Genomic DNA, 19,179 nt, shown 5'->3' with positions numbered 1-19,179 from the left:
AAGCTCATGGCCTCAATTCGTGGCCCCATGACTCCTGCCGGACCCCATCGTAATCACCCATGCGTCAGGGATCGCCGGCCGGGTCGTCACCGGTGATGTTGCGTTGCATGCGGTCGAGATACTCATCGAGTTCCCGCGCGTCGGCAAACACCTCGTTCACCGGCACCGCTTTGACGATGTCAAACACTTTGCGCACCTGCGGCTGGGGATTGAGCAGCAGCGTGTGTCCGTTGCGTGCACGCATGGTTCGACGGATCTTGGCGATGCTGCGCAGGCCGGCGCTGCTGATGTACCCAAGTTCGGATAGGTCCAGCACGATCGTGCTTTCCTCAGGGACGCGCGGGAGCAGGTCCAGCATGGCCAGATCGAAATCATTGAAAGTCTGCGCGTCGAGCCGGCCATGGAGATGGAGGATGGTTCGCTTGGGCGACTCGTTTTCAACGTTCAGGCTAAACGTCATGGTCTGGCTCCGGTCGTGCGGGATGGAGGAAGCGTAGCTGCAAGTGGTTGCCATGCTCGTCATGGCTGTAGCTGAGTTCGCTGGCCATGGCGCGCACGAGGTGGATGCCCAGGCCGCCGACTTCGTCGGCGTCGGCAACATCGCCGGTGAGCGCGGGCGTGGGTACCTGCAAGGGATCGAAGGGATGTCCATCATGGTGGAGATCGATCAATACGGCGTCGTCGCCCAGACGCATGTGCAGTTCAATCTTGCGGTCTGCGCCGCCTGCATGACCGTGCTGCACCATGTTGACCATGAGTTCCTCCAGCACCAGCCGCACGTCGTCCCGCACGGCGGGCGACACGCCTTGGTCGCGCAGCGAGGTGTCGCAGCGATCAAGCGTGTCAAACACATCGTCCATCGACGCATGGATGGTCAGCTCGAGCATGAGTGCATTCCCGTCGGCAAGGGCATGATGCCAGTTCAGGGCGAGGACGGTGATGTCGTCGGCTTGCCCTGCGCCTTCGGCGAAACGGTCGACCTCGGCCAGCAGGCCGGCAGCAAGATCGGCGGCGGATCCCGACGGGGATCGCCCCAGGCAGGCCAGCATGCGTTCGGCGCCGAACAACTGCTGATCGGTGTCGGTCGCCTCGGTGATGCCATCGGTGTAGAGCAGCAGAGTCTGGCCGGGGCCCAGGCGCAGTGTACGCGGCGGATAGCGGGCCTCGTCATCAAGGCCGAGGGCGGCGCCGGTATCCAGTTCGATCAGGCGGACGCCGTCCGCGTCGCAGAGCACGGGCGGTTCATGGCCCGCGCTGGCCATCACCAGTTCTCCGGTCGTGGTATCGAGCATGCCGCACAGCAGGCTCACGAACATGCAGCTGTCGTTATTGCGGCAGAGTTCGACGTTGAGCATCGACAGCAGGTGCTGCGGCGAGCGCGCTCTTGGCGCCAGTGCCTTGGCGAGCGTGATGGTGCGCGCCATGAACAGTGCGGCGGGAATGCCCTTGTCGGACACGTCGCCCACCATCACGCAGAAGCGCCGCTCGTTGAGCATGAAGTAGCTGTAGAGATCGCCGCCCACAGCGCGGGCGGGTCGAAGCAGCGCGTGCAGCTCGAAGTTTTCGCAGTGCGCGTCGAGGTAGTGCTCGCCCGGCAATAGCGCCGTCTGAATCTGGTGGGCGATGTCCAGCTCGCTGGCCAGGCGCTGCTGTTCCTTCGCGTTGCGGGTGAGCTCGGCGATGTGCAGTGCCAGCTCCGTGCGCATGCGGTCGAAGGCCTGGGTGAGGCGGCCGACCTCATCGGGGAAGCGGGGAGGGGGCAATTCAAAGGTCAGTGCGCCGCGTGCCACCTGCTCGGCGCGCGAGGCGAGCATGCCCAGTGGGGTCAGGATGCGTCGCGTCACCGCCAGCGTGATCACCGCCAGGGCGAGCAGGGCGAGCAATCCCAGCAACAACGCTTGCATGAAAGCTTGCCGCACGCCGGCGTAGATCTTGGTCTCCGGTATGGCGAGGCCGAAGCGCCAGTGCGTGCCTTCGACGGGCACGAAGTAAATCCACACCGGCTTGCCTTGAGCCTGCGGGTTCTGCGCGACGGCAAGCCGTACGCGGCTGGCCTGGTGACTGGCCAGCGCCTCCAGCAAATTGGCCTGCCCACGCTTGCCGACCAGGGCAGGGTTGTCGTGGGCAAGGTACGCGCCGCTTTCGTCCAGCACAAAGGCATAGGCGCCAGCGGGCTTGCCGAGCTCCTTCAAAATGCGGCTGAGCCAATCCAGGGAGACGTCCGCGTTGACCAGGCCCGTCGGGCGGCCGCCGCTGCTGATGGCCACGGAGTAGTTGATCATTTCGCGCTGACGCGACTGCGAATAGAAGTGGCGTTGCCAGCAACCTTGCGCGCAGCTCAGGCCGGCCTGAAACCAATTCGTGTCCCAGTACGGGTTGTTGTCTTTGCGCAGGTCACGCCAGCCCAGCGAGCCGTCGTCCTGACGATTGATGAAAGGCGACACGGTCGGGTTGTCAGCGGTGGGCACGAAGGCCACGGCCAGGCCGGAAAGATCGGCATTGCGTGCGAGCGCGCCGCGCAGCGTGGCCTCGGCGCCGTCCGGATGCGTGCCCACCACAACGGCCAGGGTCTGGGCGGTGTCGGCTACGCGCGCCAGGCGCTGTTCGATCCGGTTGCCCGCCTCATTGGCGAGCGCCGTCGCTTCGCCATGCGCTTTCTCCAGGATTTGTCCGCTGACCCGGTAGAACAGCACGCCGCCGGCAATGGCCAGCACCAACACGGAGCCGGCCAGCACCCAGAGAGACAGCCGCGTAGCGATGCTGCGCAAAACCATGGCGAAACCCCTGTAGACCTTGCCATTCAGCCATGCGCGGCCCGTTTCGGCAAGACAGCCGGATGACCGTTGTGCGCTGTGACGCATTTGCTCTCAGGCCGTGCGTGTTGGCCTTGCACCCGAATTCAGAACGCGCGCGACTGGGATGACCGCCTGCGCCGCGTTGGCGGAGCCGCTATGGGCGAACATCGGCGTCGATGTCGCACATTTGTCGCTGTAGTAGATGGTTTTGAATGTCCGTTTTCTAACCGGGGCGGACATGGATTACGAACCATTCCCTAGCCTCCCGCGGGCGCAGGAGGCGCATGCAAGATCAACTCTGCAGGTTGCCGCCATTGAAGCGACCGAATCGCTTGGCCAGCGCAAGACTGATCAGTAACGCGCCAAGTCCCAGCGCCACCATGGGTTGCGCGTCGCGGATATCGAGATTGCCTACGCGAACAAGCAGAAGATAGGCGAGCACGAAATTCACGAAGCTCCAGATGACGTTGATCGTCGAAGACGACAGGCCCTCACCGCGTGGGCGGGCGAACGGCGACTGGAATGGACGTCCGGAGATGCCCCAGACAAAGTGAGGAAAGGCATTGGCGAGAAACACGCCGCCGAAGAAATAGGAAAGATCGTGAAGCCACGTGACCACGATGTCACTCCTTTGCAGGTTGTAAGGCGTTGAGTGCCGAGAAGACACATCCACCCAGTTGACGAACTACGCGACGAACCCGGCAGCGTTGGGTTATGGCTCGCCCAGGCGTTTGATCAGCGGGATCGCATCCAGAATGGTTCGCTGTTCGTCGGGCTCAAGTCGCATCAATGCAGCAAGCAGCCATTCGCGCTTGGCGTGGCCGCGTTTGCGTCGAACGTCGACGCCTTTGCCCGTCACTGCGAAAAGAACTTGGCGACCGTCGGACGGATGAAGCTTGCGCTCCACTAGTCCCTCCTGTTCCAGGTTCGCGAGAACCGTTCGCATCGATTGGGGCTTCATCGATGCGGCGCGCGCGAGATCCGCCGTGCTCATGGGGCCGTGCAGATCCAGCTTCTCCAGTACACCGGCTTGCGAAAGATTGAGTTCATCCGTGGCCGTCTCTGACCGCAGGCGGCGTAGCAACTGCCCAACAGCCGTCGCCAGTTCATTGGCTGCCGATGCCATGGTGGCTTTGGAATGGGGTGTCTTGACCATGGGGCGAGTCTAGAGATTGACAGTTTAACTTGCAAGTTAAACTGTCAAGTTTACGTCACCCGGGGAAACGACTGGGTGGATGAGTACCCAACCATTGCAAGGTGGTTTTGGGCATCTGGATCGCGTGGGCCGGGGTCCGCTTCCGGCCCATCGATACTTTCGCTAGGTCGAACCGCCGTGGCGACGACCACGGGGGCGGCGATCGCCCTCAGCCCCCGCCGTAGCTCACCCGCCAGATCACATTGGACCCATCGTCACTGACCAGCAGCGAGCCATCGCCTGCCGTGGTGATGCCGACGGGGCGACCCCAGGCCTGGCCGCTGGGCAGCACGAAGCCGGTGAGGAAGTCCTCGTAGTCGCCGCTGGCACGTGCGGTGCCGTGGCGCGGCACGCGGATCACTTCGTAACCGACGCGTGCGGAACGGTTCCATGAGCCATGCTCAGACGCAAAGATGTCGCCGCGATAGGCCTCGGGGAATTGCGCGCCGTCATAGAAGGTGAGTTGCAGCGAGGCGTTGTGGGGATTGAGCAGGACATCGGGCACGATGGCCTTGCTGGCCAGCTCCGGATGCTTGCCGGCGTGGCGCGGGTCCTGGTGGTTGCCGATGTACCACCATGGCCAGCCGTAGAAGCCGCCTTCCTGCACGTGGGTGATGTAGTCGGGCACCAGGTTGTCGCCCAGGCCATCGCGCTCGTTCACCGAGCACCACAACTCGCCGCTCCTGGGATCGACCGCGAGCCCGACGGCGTTGCGGATACCGCTGGCGAAGATGCGCATATCCGAGCCATCGGGCTTGAATACGAGGATGTCGGCGCGGTTCTTTTCTTCCGGCGTGGTGTCCGTATCGTCCACGTTGGACTTGGAGCCGACCGAAACGTACATGCGCGCGCCGTCCGGCGAGAAGGCGATATCGCGCGTGGAGTGCCCGCCGTCGCTGTGCGGAAGGTCGGCGATGTGTTCGGGTTTGCCGGACGCCTGCACATCACCGTCTTTGTACGCGAAACGCACGACGGCATCCGTATTGCCCACGTAGATCCATTGCGGATGGACGGCCGGATAAAACGCGACGCCGAACGGCTGGTTGAGTCCGGTAGCGTAGACGTGCGTTTCCTTCGGATGGCCATCGGCGGTGACGCCGCGGAACATCGTAATGCGGCCCGCCCCGGTCTCGGCCACGAAGACATCGCCATTGGGCGCCGTACGCAGCAGGCGTGGATTGTTCAGTCCGGTGGCGAACAATGCCACCTTGAAACCCGGCGGCGCCTTGGGCCACACATCGGCCGGGCGCGCCACCAGCTGCGGTGCATTGCCGGCCGACTTGGTGGCGTAGGGCTTGGGCAGGTCGGCCGCCGTGATCTTGCGGCTGGTACCCGGCGATTCGTAACGGAAATCGGTGAAGGGCGGCGTCGGCGCGGGCCAGTTGCCCGGCGTCATCGAAGCGACGGCCTTGGGTGCGTCTGCGGCGGCCTTGCCGGGTTCGAGTGAATCCAGGTACGTCACGATCTTCCAGCGCTGGTCTTCGCTCAGCGAGTCCCATGCAGGCATGCCGTTGGACACGTCGCCGTGCGTGATGAACCAGAACAGTGCGCCGGGCGGAGCCTTCTTCACCGTTGTGCTCGCCAGCGGCGGCACGTTCCCGTTGCCCTGTGCAGCCGCGCCATGACAGGCCGCGCAATACGAGCCGAACAGCGTCTTGCCGTCGTTGGCCGCGTCAGCCTTGCCGGCGTAGGGATTGGGCGTCTTGTCCGTGGAGGCGGGCGCATTATGGAAACGCGCCAGGTCCTGCTGGGCCAACGCATGCATTGAAACAATGCCGATCAACGAAGCGAGCGCCAGGAGCGTGCCGGCACGGCGGGACTTGGGGGCGGGCCTTGAGCCGTTCATGTCGTTCCTTGGGGGTAGGGCGGAAGCACTGTCATGTAAAAGTCATGGGCCATCAAACGGACGTCCAGATGACATGACGAGGCTGCAAGCATGCCCTAGCGCGCGTGCAAGTGGCGCATGTCGCGGATGACATATTTGTCACTTGCATCCATCGATGTCTATTCGTGATGATAGTCTGCTGCCTTCGATGCCACGGGAGGGGCGATGCATCCGCGGCGTGTCCACCTGATGATCGGCGCAGCGTGCATGACGTGTTGGCCGTGGATGGCCAGTGCACAGCAGGCCACGTTGCCGGCCGTGCAAGTCAATGCCAGTCGCCTCGACATGCCTGCGCTGGATGTTCCCGCGGCGCTCAGCATCGTCAAGGTGGCGCCGGCCGAAGTCGGCAATCCCGGTGTCAATCTTTCGGAGGTGCTGGTGGGCGTGCCCGGCATCCTGGCACGCGACCGGCAGAACTATGCGCAGGACGAGCAGATATCGATCCGTGGCTTCGGCTCGCGCAGTACCTTCGGTGTGCGCAGCATTCGTCTTTATGTCGACGGCATTCCCGCGACGTTGCCGGATGGCCAGGGCCAGGTGTCGCACTTCGATTTTGATGTAGCCGAGCGTGTGGAGGTGTTGCGCGGCCCGTTCTCTGTTCTCTACGGCAACGCCGCCGGTGGCGTGGTGCAGCTGTGGAGCGCGCCGGGTACAGCCACGGCGCAGACCACGCTGGGCGTTTACGCTGGCAGCAACGACAGTTTCCGCTATCTCGCCGACACGCGCGGCACCGTCGGCGCCATGGATTACAACGTCGCCGCTTCGCAGTGGCTATCGGGCGGCTACCGTGACCACAGCCGCGTCAATCGCCAGACGGCACATGCGCGCCTCGGCTTTGACCTGGGGCAGGGGCAGACACTCACGCTGGTGATGAACCACCTGGATCAGCCCGTGGCGCAGGATCCAATGGGCCTCACCAAGGCGCAGCTTCAGGCTGATCCGCGGCAGGCGTCGCCCGCGGCGGAGCAGTTCGACACGCGCAAGAGCACTCGTCAGGACCAGTTGGGCCTGATCTACGAACGGCCTTCCGGCGACGATGGGCAATGGCGCGCAATGGCGTATTACGGCCAGCGCGAGATCACCCAGTACCAATCCATCCCCGTCGCCACGCAAGCCAATCCGCTACAACCCGGCGGCGTTGTTCAACCCGATACGCACTACGGCGGCGCGGATCTTCGCTGGACGCATCGCGGCGACTGGCTGGGTGGCGATGACGAATTCGTGCTCGGCGGCGGTGGCGACTACCAGCGGCAGCACCGCCTGGGCTACGAAAACTTCGTGGGCGACACGCTGGGCGTGAAAGGTGCGCTGCGTCGCGATGAGGACGACAACGTCAACAACGTGGACGCGTATGCGCAGTGGTACTGGCACTTTGCGCCAGCGTGGGCGCTGACGCTCGGATTGCGGCATGACGATGTGCGCTTCAGTGCGCACGATTACTACATCACGCCGTCGAATCCCGATGACAGCGGCGACGTAAACTACTCTGCCACCACGCCGGTCGCCGCCCTGCAATGGCGGCCAGGGGAGACGCTGCGGCTCTACGCCAGCTACGGCGAAGGCTTCGAAACACCCAGCTACAACGAGCTGGGATATCGCAGTGATGGCGCGCCGGGCCTTGCCCTCAACCTTCGGCCCGCGCGCAGCCGCAACATCGAGCTGGGCGCCAAGTGGCAGGCCACGCAAGCACTCGCTTTCAACGCGGCCTTGTTCCGCGCCGACACGCGCGACGAACTGGCCATCGATACCAGCGTCAATGGACGCACCACTTATCGCAACGTGCCTGAGGCGAGGCGGCAGGGTGTGGAGCTATCGATGGATGGCGAGATCGCGCCATCCTGGCATCTGGTCGCCGGCTATACGCACTTGCAGGCGCAGTTCCGCAGCCATTTCCTCACTTGCACCGCCACGCCATGCCTCGCGCCGAACGTGCCGGTGCGCGCCGGCAGCCGCATGCCAGGCGTGCCGGAGGACTACGGCTCCTTGCTGCTGCGCCATGGCGGCGACGCGCGCTGGAGCCAGGGCCTCACGCTTACCGCGGCGGGCCCGACGACAGCCAACGATTTTGGCACCGCCCGCGCCGCCGGCTATGTCGTCGCGGACGCCGATGTAACCTACAGCTTCCCGCTGGGGCAGGCGACACACGTGCAACTGAGCGCCCGCGTGAACAACCTTGCTGACCACCGCTATGTCGGGTCGGTGATCGTCAACGACGGCAATGGTCGCTATTACGAACCAGCCCCGGGCCGAACGTGGATGTTCGGCGCGAGGCTGGTGTTCTGAGGAATGTTGTCCATCAGTTGGGGAGCTACGACTGTGCAGCGGATGGCTCACGGGCGGCGGAACGCACCGTCGATGGTTCCATTACGGTCGAGCACAAAGGCAACTTCCTCGGTGCCATTCTGATGGCGAACCAGGTACTTGTCCCATCCCTGGGGCGTGACTCCGGCAAACTCGTGGGATGTGACCGGACCAAGCCCGCTTAGAAAGGCATCGGCGCGCGGCTTCTGTTCGCGCATCAGCGCGGCCAGATCGGGGCTCAGGCGTGGAGCGTCGGGATTATAGGCAAGCAGGATCTGCAAGACCTGCTCGCTGTCGGGATAGGGCTGCTGGGCGCTCACACGTGTGTCGAGTGCGGTCTGGATGCCCTGGGCCGCTGCCGCGTCGATGCGCGGCGCCAAGACGTGGTTGCCGTTCTGGTAGAACTCGATGGCCGTGCTCTGGCCTTGCGCATTCACCACGAAATTCATATGTGCTTTGACCACTTTCAGGAAGAACGCAACATTGCTGCTCGGATAAATGGGAATGAATCGCTGCCCGGTAAGTTGCGTGGATAGCTGCGCCCCTTCCAGCTTCACCGTCATCACCGAGTAAGGGCCGAATTGATAGGTGCCCACATAGTTGGCGAGAATGGCGGGGCTCACATTCACCGCCTGCTGCGCCGAGGCATCGGCCACGTTGGGCGGCGTCACCTGCGCCGCGAATGCCGCCATGCCTACCGCGGCACCGATCATCGCCAGCGCGGTCAAGCGCGCACGCTTCCCTGGTTTAAGCAACATGATTTTGATCCTTTGCTCAAGAAATGATCCGGACTCCGACATGGCAGCCACGGCGCCTATGGAGCGGGACTGGTTCTGTCCCACTTGAATCAATGTTTCGCAGTAGCCCTTCACGGCCGACCCGCCGCGGAGGACGCGGGCGTCGCAATCCACTTCGATGGCGCGACGCAGCCGATGGAATTGCCACCACAGCGGTAGATTCCACGGCATGGCAACCAGCAAACACAGCGCGATGGAAAGCACGTGCGGGTCGCCTGCGTCCAGGTGCGATTGCTCGTGTGCAAGAACAAATCGCTGCCGCGCGGCGGGTTGTTGCAGTAACCAGGTCGGCATGACGATGCAGGGGCGAAGCAAGCCGACGACGGCGGGTCCGGCATCCGGGGCGACCAGCACCGGTGTGCCCAGGAGATTTCCCCGCGACCACAAGCGTTTTCGCCAATACAGCAGGCTGCCGCTGAGCACCAATCCAGCCAAAACGAGCAGTGAAGTTGCCAGCCAGACCCCATGAAACAACGTCTCGAGCCGGGCGGGTGCGATGCTGGCGTTCTGCATGCCGTGATCGAGGGCTGCCATCGGGAGGTGCACCGAGGTTGCCTCACGCAACACGATCCGTTCCTGGACGCGTGCCTGCTTGATCAGGCTCGGCACCTGGATCGTGACGTTGGGAATGATCACCGGCAGCAGCAACGAGGCGATCATGGTGGTCAACCAGATCCAGCGCTTTGATGCCTGGCGCTGCGTGGCGGCGTGTTCAGCGATCAGCGCCGCCAGGCCCAGTAGCACGCCTACGATCAGCACATAACCAATCATGGAGAGCATTACGGCTTGTCCTTGTCGGACTGTGCAGCCAGCAACTGGCGCATGCGCCTGATCTGTTCCGGGCTCAGTTTCTGATCGGACACCAGGTGCGAGAACAGCAATTCCGTCGAGCCCTTGAACAACTTGTCGGTCAGATGCTGCAGGGCGTTCTTGCGCGCCGCCTGCTGCTTCACGCTGGCAAAATAGCGATGACCGCGACCTTCCTCTTCGTGCCCTGCATAGCCCTTCGCTTCCAAGGTCCGCAGCACCGTGAGCACCGTGGTATAGGCAAGGGGATCGCTTAGACGCTCGCGGACCTCCGCAACGACCGAGGGGCCGTGGTCCCATAGCACCTGCATCACATCCGCCTCTCGGTCGGTGAGCGAGATCTTCATGGCGACGCATCCATCTACTATGTTGTTAGTAGATTCTATGCATCGGCGCGTGATTGTCAACTAGATCATTAGTAGATGGGCCATTCTGCCAATGCGGGTTGGCCCCGGATCCAGGGACAGCCAGACGATGCGCGCCTATGGGCGCCACAAGTCGCGTTCGCCGGCCCAGACCTGGACGTTGGTCAACGCACTCGACCCGGACCATCAGGCAGGCGTCTTGTCGCTGCAGGTAACTCTTGGAGGATCATTGGCGAATGGGCTATGGAGTCAGTCCCGGAATTCCTGCGGCAGACCCGTTGCATCGAGGAACCTGCTTTGACACCTATCACTCGTTTTCTACGCAACCTTGCCATTTCGCCGCTACCGGTGCCTGCGTCGTGGTACGCGCTGCCGCTGCGACTCATCGTCGGATTTGGTTTCGTCGAGCACGGCTATGCCAAGTTGGCCCGTGGACCGGAGGCGTTTGTCGCGATTCTCCACGCGATGGGCATGCCTTTCGCCGAGGTGTCTGGCTGGGCGACGATTGCCATCGAGGTCGTTGGTGGCTTGCTTGTGCTCTGCGGCGCCTTCGTGCCTGTTGCCGCGCTGCCCATGGCCATTGTGTTATTGGTGGCCATCGTTACGGTTCATCTGCCCAATGGTTTCAGTTCGATCAAACTGATGTCCTACGATGCCGCTGGTGCGCATTTCGGTCAGCCTGGGTATGAAACGGATCTTCTCTACCTGGCGGCATTGATTGCGTTGTGCATCGGCGGCGCCGGCCCGTTCTCGGTCGACGGCTTTCTTCGCAAGCGGCGATCGAGCTGATCGACTTGCCGATGGTGGAGTTGCCGGCAGGACCTTGCCAGCGATTCGCAAGCGATTCGATCCGGTGGACAGCGACGAGTGGAGACTGTCATGACCGTTCCCAGCAAGAGTCCTGAAAGGCTGATGATCTTTTCCGATGGCGTGTTCGCCATCATCATCACCATCCTGGTGCTCGAATTGCATCCTCCGCATGAGGCGTCGTTCGCAGCGCTGGGAAAACTCTGGCCTTCAGGCGTGGCCTATGCGGTGAGCTATCTCTTTCTCGCGATCGTGTGGGTGAATCATCACCATGTGTGTCGATACGTCGCCGAGGCTTCGCGCTCGTTGATATGGACGAACTTTGCGCACTTGTTCAGCGTGTCCTTTGTGCCCTTTACCACCGCGTGGATCGCTGAGTCGGGACTGGCGTCCGTTCCCGTGTTGTTCTACGCCGTCGTCTTCGCCCTGATCAATGCCACCTACGTGTTGCTGTGCAAGGAGGCAATCGATCGGCAAGGCGCGCATAAAGTGACTGCCGCGGATCGACGGGTGATGAAGATCCGGTCACTGACCACCTTGGCCACTTTTGTGGCGGCTGCCGTCATCGCTGCCTGGCATCCGCTGGTGGCAATGGCCCTGATCTGTTGCTGCCTGATCATCTACTTGCGACCGGATGCCTCCAGTCGCACTTAGCGGCATTCTGTGCGGTCGCCGCAGACGGCTCGCCCGGGGCTCGATCCAAAAGGCGCAAGGACTGCTTGCGACGGGAAGGCATGGCAGACGCTCGGGCGAGCGGATTTCGCGTGCAACCGGGGCGCGATTTTTTACGGGCGTCGTCATCATCGGGCTGCCGCTATGCTACGTCTTCGCAAGCACGGTGCTGTATCGCCAGCACAGGCGCATGGATGAGCTGAGGGAAGAGGTCGCGCGGCTGTGCAAGAATGATGGTGATCGTTTGGTTGACTGAGTGACGTACCTTGCGTTGGCTCGCCGATGTGCGCCGCCTGGCTCAGGGCCGCTGGAATGAGAGCGCTTTGTTCAAGGATAGGAGGTCCCGTGAGACACGTACTGATCGCCGGCGTCCTGGTTGTGACGAGCTTTTGCACTTGGGCGCAGACGACCCTGCCTGCCGTCAAGGTCACGGCGCCGCCGTATTCATCGGAGTCTGGCGGCTATCTGATCTCCGGCGATTTCAAGGTCGATCCGCGCATGCCGTCGGTGGTGTTTCCCGCACAGCCCCTGGTCAAGGACGACATCCTCAGCATCGAGCCCATCCACCTGCAGGACAACGAATACCTGGTACTGCAGGAGTGTGCATCGGCGGATTGCCACGAGGCCTCGCTGGTCCGTTATTGGAACTCCGACGACATCGGAGGGAACGATACGAGACATAACCGCTTGTGGATCACGCATGAGAACAAGTACTTCATCTGGCTGAAGCGTCTGCCGGAAGTGTCTGGACAGAGCTGCGGGCAGGGCTGGTTCAAGTTCGATGCCACCACGACGAAATGCGGCAGTCATTTCAACCACTTCCAGCAGATCAGTCCGCCGCTGATGCTGATTCCCACGGGCGAATTGGCGGCCTATCACAAAGATGTTCTGGAAAAAGCCGTGCTCGCCGACCCCTTGCAAGTGGTGAAGCAGACGCATGAAGGTTCCACGTATGTGGTGACCTATGACGGCGGCAGTACTGTACGCGTGCGACGCATGCATGCTGCACAGATCAATTAGCACGCTGCAGTTGGAATCCCGGCGAGGGCAGGGGTAAGGTTTGCGCCCGACTCATCGGGGACATTGCCGGCGACCCGGGCGGCCGTCACACTCAATGGCGAATTGAACGATCGGAAAGGGGCTTCGCGTGCGGCCACAGGTGCTGATCGCAGTGATCGTTTTGGGGATGATGCTCCAGGGATGTGCCCGGTCGCCGACCGTGCTTGGCCAGAGTGAGCAACAGTCGCTGAAGTCGATGGCGCTGTTTGGCGACGATGGGAATCCTCGCTTCACGGCCTATGTGGCCTGCACCAGCGAAGACCAAAGCTGCGCCTTGGTCGACAAGGCTTTCTCGGCATGGGCCGAGCAGCGTCGCATTGTCATTCATCTCGTAGAAGATGATGACGCTGCGTTCAAGAGTGGCATTCTTTCGTCCGGCAAGGCATCAAAACCGCCGTATCGGCTGGCCTTGCAGGTCAATCCACTGTTGGTCCCGAGCTTCTTTCAGTTTCGCGGCGGCATGCACGCCCAAGGGGGCTACAAGCCGCCACGAGTCGGCTATAGCGCCAGGATCTACGTCTTCGATGCGCAGACTGGAGCGCTTCTGAAGGACATGCCGGTGCATCAAGAAGTCACGGCCAACCCCGATAGCACGGCAAACCGTTATATCCAGTCGGAAATGGGCGTTTTGATCAGCTCGGTTGATCCGTATTACCACATGACCAGCAAGTGATTTGAGGGCGGTGGGCATGATCTATCTCTCCATGCTGCTGGTCTATCTGGGCCTCACTGCGATCATGTTTGTTGCCGTGCTCGCTGTTTGGTTCGCTGCCAGGCGCATGCCTGACTCTCGAAGGTCGCTCGTGCTTGTCGTCGTCGCGACCTTGCTGCTCACCCCGTCGTGGGGGCCGGCAACCATCGTCGTCGTTCCCGTCCCGTTCGGGATCGCGCTCCTCACGACACTGATGACGTGGTCTTGGAGTGAATTGGCCAGGTGGTTGGGCATGTTCCCGCTATGGCATGCGATTGCTTTTCCAGCCACCGCTTGCGTGTCTTACGTTCTGGTTCGAAAGCAGCCATCGGGCAAGTCGGAGACGGGCGGCTCTGCAGCCGTCTAGCTTCGATGGATTTTCAGGGCGAACGGTCCACTTCCGATCCAGGAGTCCGACTGTCCAGGGGAGTGGGGCTATACCGGCGGCCGCGGGGTGATAACGATTGCACGAGTAGCGCCGGCGGCCTCAGTCGATACGCAGCGAGGCAGTAAGCAGTTTGAGGATCGAATCAACCTTGGGGAGCAATTGACGGCTGCGCGGCCACACGAGATTGAGCGGCAGGCCTTCCACTTCCAGCTGCGGAAGAATCTTCACCAACGTCCCTTGCTGCAATTCGTCCCTCACTAGCCAGGTCGCCAGCTGGGCAATGCCGCAGCCGGCTTTGACGGCGCTGACCACCGCCTCGCCGCTGCCCAGGGCCATCGTTGCTTGCACCGTCCATGGTTCCGGCGGGCCGGCCTCTTGTGCGATCAACCAGGGGCTGGTGCTGCCGTCGGCTCGGCCGTAGACGATGGCCGCGTGCCGGGTGAGTTCTGCAGGAGACTGTGGCGCGCCATGCTGTTTGAGATACGCAGGCGAGGCGCACAGACTCAGGCGTTCGGCGCCCAGGTATCGATGTCCCACGGCTTCTGGCCAGATATTCGCGCCGCCGATACGCACGGCCACATCGATGCCTTCATCCACGATATCGACAAAGCGATCCGTGAATGACAGATGCGGACGAAGGTTGGGATGCTGCTCGAAGAACGGCAACAACACCGGCAACACCTTCATGCGACCAAAAGCAGCAGGCAGATCCAGGCGCAGATGACCGATGGGCTCCACGCGTTGCGCAGCGAGTACCGATTCTGCTTCCGCGAGGTCCGTGAGCACGCGCGCGCAAGTCTGATAGTACGCGGCGCCCGCATCGGTGAGGGATAGTGTTCGAGTGGAACGTTCGAACAGGCGCACGCCCAGTCGCGCTTCCAGTCGCGCCACGCTTTTGCCAACCGCCGAATTGGTGAGATTCAAGCGCTCGGCCGCTGCGGTAAAGCTGCCGGCGTCGGCGGTGAAGACGAACGCCTCAAGCCCTTTCAGTCGTTCCGACGGAGTCATCTTGCGCTCTAATTATGGAAAATCCATCCAGAATATATGGAAATAATACCCTAATAGAGATTACGTATCCGCAATAAGCTAGTGAAACCCTGACTAGTCCTCGATACGTTCATGTCTTCTCTGCCAACAGCGACGCCGGGCGGCACGCCGTCCGGGCGCGGCGCTGGAGCGATCGCCATCCTGGCGGTGGCCGCCTTCGTCATCGTCACTACCGAGTTTGTGATCGTTGGCTTATTGCCTGCGTTGGCGCGCGAACTGCGCATCTCCATTTCTGCCGCCGGACAACTTGTTACGCTTTTTGCATTCACGGTGATGCTGTTCGGCCCGCTGTTGACCGGCCTGCTGTCGCATATTGAACGCAAGCGTCTATTCGTGATCATCCTGCTGATCTTTGCCGCGTCCAATGCGCTGGCTGCGATGGCGCCGAACATCTGGGTCCTGGCGTTGGCGCGATTCATGGCTGCGCTCTTGCTTCCGGTGTTTTGGGGCACGGCCAGCGAGACCGCCGGGCAACTTGCCGGATCCCAGCACGCCGGGCGCGCGGTATCGATGGTGTATCTGGGCATTTCCGCGGCGCTGTTGTTTGGCATCCCGCTGGGCACGCTTGCCGCGCACGCCTTTGGTTGGCGCACCGCCTTTGCGTTGTTGGCTGGCCTGTCGCTGTTGATGGCGATGTTGATCGCGGCCTTCATGCCGACGCTGGAACTTCCACGACGCATGCGGCTCGTCGAGCAGGCGCGCATTCTCAAGGACCCGCGTTTTGTCGCCCATGTCGGTCTGTCGGTGCTGATCTTCACGGCGATGTTCACCGCCTATACGTACCTGGCGGACACGCTGGAAACCTTGGTTGGCGTTGCGCCTGCGCGGGTTGGCTGGTGGCTGATGGGGTTTGGCGCGATCGGACTGATCGGAAACTGGCTCGGCGGCCGCGCGGTCGATCGCAGTCCACTGGGGGCCACGTCCCTTTTCGTGGTGATCCTTGGTGTCGGCATGGCGGCGAGCGTGTCGCTCGCACGCGCCGGTGGCTGGTTCGACATACCGTTCGTGCTTTGGGGCGTTGCCTACACAGCCCTGTTTCCGATCTGCCAGGTGCGCGTCATGCGGGTGGCCTCGCACTCCCAGGCGCTGGCGGGCACGCTCAATGTTTCAGCTGCCAACGCAGGCATCGGACTTGGCGCCATCATCGGAGGCTTGGTCATACCGCATGGGGGCCTGGGTGCGGTGGGCTATCTGGCAACAGCGATGGCGGGCTTGGCGTTGTTGACGATCCCGTTCATCGCTCGACTTGGAAAACCTCGAGCGCTTGAAGTTGGCGACACATCGCCTGGCGGAGCATTTCCGGCAACGACTGCCGAGTCCGCGGGAAATCACCAAAGGGGCTTTGCATCAAAGTAACTCGGAGAAGACATGAGCATTCCCGGCATCAAAAAAGTTGATCACGTCGGTTTTACCGTGCCCAACCTCGACGAAGCAGTGTCGTTCTTTCGCGATCATTTTGGTTTCGAAGTCGCCTATGAATTTGGCCCCTTCGCGTCCAGCGATGACTGGATGTCGGTGCACCTCAACGTTGCCAGCGACGCGGTCATCGACAGGATCGTGATGATGACCGCCGGCAATACGAATCTGGAGATCTTCGGTTATGCCCCGACCGAAACCCAGGAGAAAACCCCGCCGCGAAACTCGGATATCGGTGGCCACCACCTGGCGTTCTATGTCGATGACATGGATAGGGCGGTGGCATACCTGCACCGGATCGGCCTTACCGTCCTCGGCGAGCCCACGGTGATGACGCAAGGTCCATCGGCTGGCGAAACCTGGGTCTATTTCCTCAGCCCGTGGGGCATGCAGCTTGAGCTGGTCTCCTACCCGAATGGGAAGGCCTATCAGTGGGTGGGGGATGCATCGTCCAGGCACTGCAAGGCGTAGGCTCTGGTCAGACGCCGTCGTGCCTCTGCGCAGGCGTTATTTTCTGACTCTCCTGGACGCACCCTCGGTCAGTGCTTCGATCAGCAGCGAAGTCAGGGTCTCGACGATATGGCGCGTCTCAGGCGACTCCCCAAGTACTGACACTTCGACGGTCGGCAGAGCTGGCCAGTGCCGGGAGGGCGCCATGGTTTTCATGCCTTCCTGTACCAGGGACTTGCTCAGCACCGTTACGCCTAAACCTCCCAGCACCGCCGCCCGCACGCCACTGAAACTGCCGACGGTGCAGGCCGCCGTCCATTCGCGTCCCGCTGACTCCAGCGCTTCGATCATGGTCTCGCGATACACGCAAGGCGGTTTCATCATCACCAGCTGTGCGGGAGTCTTCGGATCCATCCGGAATCCCGGATAGGCGGCCCAGACCAGAGGCTCGCGCCAGATCACACGCCCGCGTCGCAAGGCCCCGCTCTTTGGCGTCCTGGCTATGACGAGATCCAGTTGCTGCGATTCGTGGGCTGCGAGCAAGTCCTGGCTGGAGCCTGTAGTCAGATCGAGTGCGACTTCGGGATAGCGGCGACGGAATCCAGCGAGCAGGTGAGGTAGTTGTGTCTGCAGCAGGTTTTCCGAAATGCCGAGCCTGAGTACCGATGCCTTCGGCGGCTGCGTAACCTCCTGCATGAATGCCTGGTAGTGATCGAGCAGGCGTCTGCCCGCGACGAGCACCCGTTCTCCATCCTTGGTCAGATGCAGCGATCGGCTTGTTCTTTCAAACAGGCGCATCTGCAGCGCGTCTTCAAGTCGAAGCAGCTTTTGACTGACTGCGGACTGGGTGCGGCCGATGACTTCCGCGGCCGCCGTAAAGCTGCCCTGATCGGCCACCACGATGAAGGCCTTCAGCAGATCAAGGTCGATGTCGGATGCATTCATAAATAAGAAATATTTCTAAATGAGAGAAATATTATTCGTTTTACTTCTTGACAGCAACAGCTGAAACTGCCTCCCTACCGCGCCGAGAGTTCTCAGTACGCAAGGCGCCAACACCTCAAACCTGGCGAATACGCAGGAGACTGATCCCATGGCCGAGAAGCATGCTGTTCAAATCGTCGAACGATTCTGGCGCGAAGTGTGGCAGGGCAAGAACCCCGAGGCGGCCGATCACATCGTGGCCGAAGACTTCGGGGTCACCTCGGGCGGCGTCTTGATTGAACCGCGTGTTGCCTTCAAGACATGGGTCGGGGCATTCCTGCGTTCCATCAACGACTTCAAGTTCGACATTGTCGAAATGTTTCCCAATGACGCAGGGGACCGGGTCGTTACACGCTGGATCGTTACCGGCCGCAACAACGGCTTCATGGGATTTGAGCCTTGCCAGACGCCGATCCGCATGACGGGCACCTCGGTCATCCACGTGCGAAAGGATGGATTGCTTCAACACAACTGGGTGGAGCGCAATGCACTGGAAGTTCAGCGCAGCCTGGCTGCCGTGCGGCGGCAGGATCAGTGAGACGAACTGACCATGCTGTGCGAGGCGCGTTCGCGCTTTCGCATCGGCAGGCTATCCCGATGCGCAAGCTTCCCAAAAAATACTCCCACTATGTCTTTGGTGTGATCCAGTCAGGAATTACCTGCTCGATTGCCGCCGGCATAGCCTGCGCACCCTTCGTATCCAGCGGGACTTTTCTATCCCATTGGGTCCACGCCTATCTCTATTCATGGGTGATCATGCTGCCGCTCGTGGTGATGGCGGCTCCCGTCATCCGGAAGTTGGCAGGTGCGATCACCGAATAACGGGCGTCACCGGAGGGCAGCCTGGCGGGCGAGGGCGCTTACGATGGCAGCAGCCCGGCCGCCTGGTAGTTCTTGATCAAGGCATCAAAAAGCTTGATATCGGAGCGACCGCGCGCCATCAGCTGCGCGCCCGCTACGGCGGCGAAAATGGCGTTGGCGCGTTTCCTGGCGTCCTTGGTGCCCACGATGCCCGCCGCCACAAGCGTCTTGCCGAGCCACGCGACGTTGACGTCGGTGAAGGTCTCGACCTCTTTTTTTACCGCGTCGGGAAGATCGTCGAACTCGGCGGTCATGAAGCTGCATAAGCAAATGCGGTTGTCGTTCTCCAGCGACTTTCGGAAGGTTCCTGGAAATCGTCGCAAGCGGTCGGCAGGATCGGGAGTCTTGGTAGACAGCACTTCCAGTACCGCGGCCGCATCTTCCCAGTAGCGCCTGGCAACGGCGGCCGCAAGGTCGGCCTTGCTTGGGAAGTGGTGGTAGAGGCTGGCCGCCTTGATGCCAACTTCTTCTGCAAGCGCACGCAGGTTCAGGCCACCGTAGCCATGCGCCTGCGCAATCTTTGTCGCGACGTCCAGGATCTTGTCCCTGGAACTTGTGCCTGCCTGACTATCCACGAATCTATCCTCGATGACTTGAGCTGCGCAGGTAGCACGCCAGCTCGGTAATGGTGTTCACCTGCAGGCCGCCGGCCAGTTGAT

The 19,179-nt window shown here is 61.8% G+C and carries 20 protein-coding genes; 10 read left to right on the top strand and 10 right to left on the bottom strand.

The genetic code is table 11. The features are described 5' to 3' along the window. Positions 1-64: 64 nt before the first annotated feature. From AB4Y82_RS08615 to AB4Y82_RS08595, 5 genes are all read right to left on the bottom strand, one after another. The gene (locus AB4Y82_RS08615) at positions 65-460 is read right to left on the bottom strand and encodes an STAS domain-containing protein (RefSeq protein WP_441603980.1); all 396 of its coding nucleotides are present in this window, start codon (positions 458-460) and stop codon (positions 65-67) included. Next, positions 450-2,774, bottom strand: a complete 2,325-nt coding sequence (locus AB4Y82_RS08610) for a SpoIIE family protein phosphatase (RefSeq protein ID WP_441603979.1) — start codon at positions 2,772-2,774, stop codon at positions 450-452. The genes AB4Y82_RS08615 and AB4Y82_RS08610 overlap by 11 nt, the downstream gene beginning before the upstream one ends. A gap of 313 nt (positions 2,775-3,087) precedes the next feature. Then, complete coding sequence (locus tag AB4Y82_RS08605; protein WP_441603978.1) at positions 3,088-3,414, bottom strand: hypothetical protein; 327 nt, start codon at positions 3,412-3,414, stop codon at positions 3,088-3,090. Between the two features lie 93 nt (positions 3,415-3,507). Next, positions 3,508-3,951: a MarR family winged helix-turn-helix transcriptional regulator gene (locus tag AB4Y82_RS08600; RefSeq protein WP_441603977.1), complete on the bottom strand. Its 444-nt coding sequence runs from the start codon at positions 3,949-3,951 to the stop codon at positions 3,508-3,510. A gap of 208 nt (positions 3,952-4,159) precedes the next feature. Next, positions 4,160-5,836 (bottom strand): PQQ-dependent sugar dehydrogenase, encoded by a 1,677-nt coding sequence (locus tag AB4Y82_RS08595; RefSeq protein ID WP_441603976.1) that lies wholly within the window; start codon positions 5,834-5,836, stop codon positions 4,160-4,162. Between the two features lie 246 nt (positions 5,837-6,082). On the opposite strand from AB4Y82_RS08595, the gene AB4Y82_RS08590 reads away from it, so the two are divergent. Further along, a complete protein-coding gene (locus AB4Y82_RS08590; protein ID WP_441603975.1) occupies positions 6,083-8,158 on the top strand; it encodes a TonB-dependent receptor family protein in 2,076 nt (691 codons plus the stop codon). A 47-nt stretch (positions 8,159-8,205) separates the two neighbouring features. Here AB4Y82_RS08590 and AB4Y82_RS08585 read toward each other — a convergent pair whose 3' ends face one another. After that, complete coding sequence (locus AB4Y82_RS08585) at positions 8,206-9,744, bottom strand: M56 family metallopeptidase (RefSeq protein WP_441603998.1); 1,539 nt, start codon at positions 9,742-9,744, stop codon at positions 8,206-8,208. Between the two features lie 8 nt (positions 9,745-9,752). After that, complete coding sequence (locus tag AB4Y82_RS08580; protein ID WP_441603974.1) at positions 9,753-10,127, bottom strand: BlaI/MecI/CopY family transcriptional regulator; 375 nt, start codon at positions 10,125-10,127, stop codon at positions 9,753-9,755. 261 nt (positions 10,128-10,388) lie between these two features. On the opposite strand from AB4Y82_RS08580, the gene AB4Y82_RS08575 reads away from it, so the two are divergent. The 5 genes from AB4Y82_RS08575 to AB4Y82_RS08555 all read left to right on the top strand — a co-directional run bounded on the left by AB4Y82_RS08575 (position 10,389) and on the right by AB4Y82_RS08555 (position 13,741). Next, complete coding sequence (locus AB4Y82_RS08575) at positions 10,389-10,934, top strand: DoxX family protein (protein ID WP_441603973.1); 546 nt, start codon at positions 10,389-10,391, stop codon at positions 10,932-10,934. A 90-nt stretch (positions 10,935-11,024) separates the two neighbouring features. After that, the gene (locus AB4Y82_RS08570) at positions 11,025-11,606 is read left to right on the top strand and encodes a TMEM175 family protein (protein ID WP_441603972.1); all 582 of its coding nucleotides are present in this window, start codon (positions 11,025-11,027) and stop codon (positions 11,604-11,606) included. A 363-nt stretch (positions 11,607-11,969) separates the two neighbouring features. Beyond that, entirely contained in the window at positions 11,970-12,644 is a 675-nt protein-coding gene (locus tag AB4Y82_RS08565; protein WP_441603971.1) for a hypothetical protein, read from the top strand. Between the two features lie 127 nt (positions 12,645-12,771). Then, positions 12,772-13,356, top strand: coding sequence for a hypothetical protein (locus tag AB4Y82_RS08560; protein ID WP_441603970.1), 585 nt, complete (start codon positions 12,772-12,774; stop codon positions 13,354-13,356). Positions 13,357-13,372: 16 nt separating this feature from the next. Then, positions 13,373-13,741: a hypothetical protein gene (locus AB4Y82_RS08555; protein ID WP_441603969.1), complete on the top strand. Its 369-nt coding sequence runs from the start codon at positions 13,373-13,375 to the stop codon at positions 13,739-13,741. Between the two features lie 120 nt (positions 13,742-13,861). Here AB4Y82_RS08555 and AB4Y82_RS08550 read toward each other — a convergent pair whose 3' ends face one another. Continuing rightward, on the bottom strand, positions 13,862-14,770 hold the full coding sequence (locus AB4Y82_RS08550) for a LysR family transcriptional regulator (RefSeq protein WP_441603968.1): 909 nt from the start codon (positions 14,768-14,770) through the stop codon (positions 13,862-13,864). 186 nt (positions 14,771-14,956) lie between these two features. Between AB4Y82_RS08550 and AB4Y82_RS08545 the strand changes: the two genes are divergently transcribed. Beyond that, complete coding sequence (locus AB4Y82_RS08545) at positions 14,957-16,165, top strand: MFS transporter (RefSeq protein WP_441603967.1); 1,209 nt, start codon at positions 14,957-14,959, stop codon at positions 16,163-16,165. A gap of 12 nt (positions 16,166-16,177) precedes the next feature. Next, positions 16,178-16,696, top strand: a complete 519-nt coding sequence (locus AB4Y82_RS08540; protein ID WP_441603966.1) for a VOC family protein — start codon at positions 16,178-16,180, stop codon at positions 16,694-16,696. 36 nt (positions 16,697-16,732) lie between these two features. On the opposite strand, the gene AB4Y82_RS08535 is transcribed toward AB4Y82_RS08540, so the two are convergent. Further along, entirely contained in the window at positions 16,733-17,620 is an 888-nt protein-coding gene (locus AB4Y82_RS08535; protein ID WP_441603965.1) for a LysR family transcriptional regulator, read from the bottom strand. A 148-nt stretch (positions 17,621-17,768) separates the two neighbouring features. Between AB4Y82_RS08535 and AB4Y82_RS08530 the strand changes: the two genes are divergently transcribed. Both AB4Y82_RS08530 and AB4Y82_RS08525 read left to right on the top strand, forming a co-directional pair. Continuing rightward, the gene (locus tag AB4Y82_RS08530) at positions 17,769-18,197 is read left to right on the top strand and encodes an ester cyclase (protein ID WP_441603964.1); all 429 of its coding nucleotides are present in this window, start codon (positions 17,769-17,771) and stop codon (positions 18,195-18,197) included. Between the two features lie 59 nt (positions 18,198-18,256). Continuing rightward, on the top strand, positions 18,257-18,481 hold the full coding sequence (locus AB4Y82_RS08525) for a DUF2798 domain-containing protein (protein WP_441603963.1): 225 nt from the start codon (positions 18,257-18,259) through the stop codon (positions 18,479-18,481). Between the two features lie 38 nt (positions 18,482-18,519). Here AB4Y82_RS08525 and AB4Y82_RS08520 read toward each other — a convergent pair whose 3' ends face one another. Further along, positions 18,520-19,095, bottom strand: coding sequence for a TetR/AcrR family transcriptional regulator (locus tag AB4Y82_RS08520; protein ID WP_441603962.1), 576 nt, complete (start codon positions 19,093-19,095; stop codon positions 18,520-18,522). Positions 19,096-19,179: the final 84 nt, after the last annotated feature.

It is taken from the genome of Dyella sp. 2YAF14, from assembly GCF_052114725.1.
In the GTDB taxonomy this organism is placed as follows: Bacteria; Pseudomonadota; Gammaproteobacteria; order Xanthomonadales; family Rhodanobacteraceae; genus Dyella.
This window is presented reverse-complemented; position numbering and strand designations above follow the sequence as displayed.

What these genes read in the sequence shown, in the direction of transcription:
- AB4Y82_RS08590 (WP_441603975.1), top strand. Translation starts at nt 6,083, where the DNA reads ATGACGTGTTGGCCGTGGATGGCCAGTGCACAGCAGGCCACGTTGCCG.
- AB4Y82_RS08580 (WP_441603974.1), bottom strand. Translation starts at nt 10,127, where the DNA reads ATGAAGATCTCGCTCACCGACCGAGAGGCGGATGTGATGCAGGTGCTA.
- AB4Y82_RS08615 (WP_441603980.1), bottom strand. Translation starts at nt 460, where the DNA reads ATGACGTTTAGCCTGAACGTTGAAAACGAGTCGCCCAAGCGAACCATC.
- AB4Y82_RS08585 (WP_441603998.1), bottom strand. Translation starts at nt 9,744, where the DNA reads ATGATTGGTTATGTGCTGATCGTAGGCGTGCTACTGGGCCTGGCGGCG.
- AB4Y82_RS08540 (WP_441603966.1), top strand. Translation starts at nt 16,178, where the DNA reads ATGAGCATTCCCGGCATCAAAAAAGTTGATCACGTCGGTTTTACCGTG.
- AB4Y82_RS08575 (WP_441603973.1), top strand. Translation starts at nt 10,389, where the DNA reads ATGGAGTCAGTCCCGGAATTCCTGCGGCAGACCCGTTGCATCGAGGAA.
- AB4Y82_RS08550 (WP_441603968.1), bottom strand. Translation starts at nt 14,770, where the DNA reads ATGACTCCGTCGGAACGACTGAAAGGGCTTGAGGCGTTCGTCTTCACC.
- AB4Y82_RS08595 (WP_441603976.1), bottom strand. Translation starts at nt 5,836, where the DNA reads ATGAACGGCTCAAGGCCCGCCCCCAAGTCCCGCCGTGCCGGCACGCTC.
- AB4Y82_RS08610 (WP_441603979.1), bottom strand. Translation starts at nt 2,774, where the DNA reads ATGGTTTTGCGCAGCATCGCTACGCGGCTGTCTCTCTGGGTGCTGGCC.
- AB4Y82_RS08535 (WP_441603965.1), bottom strand. Translation starts at nt 17,620, where the DNA reads ATGAATGCATCCGACATCGACCTTGATCTGCTGAAGGCCTTCATCGTG.
- AB4Y82_RS08555 (WP_441603969.1), top strand. Translation starts at nt 13,373, where the DNA reads ATGATCTATCTCTCCATGCTGCTGGTCTATCTGGGCCTCACTGCGATC.
- AB4Y82_RS08530 (WP_441603964.1), top strand. Translation starts at nt 17,769, where the DNA reads ATGGCCGAGAAGCATGCTGTTCAAATCGTCGAACGATTCTGGCGCGAA.
- AB4Y82_RS08600 (WP_441603977.1), bottom strand. Translation starts at nt 3,951, where the DNA reads ATGGTCAAGACACCCCATTCCAAAGCCACCATGGCATCGGCAGCCAAT.
- AB4Y82_RS08570 (WP_441603972.1), top strand. Translation starts at nt 11,025, where the DNA reads ATGACCGTTCCCAGCAAGAGTCCTGAAAGGCTGATGATCTTTTCCGAT.
- AB4Y82_RS08525 (WP_441603963.1), top strand. Translation starts at nt 18,257, where the DNA reads ATGCGCAAGCTTCCCAAAAAATACTCCCACTATGTCTTTGGTGTGATC.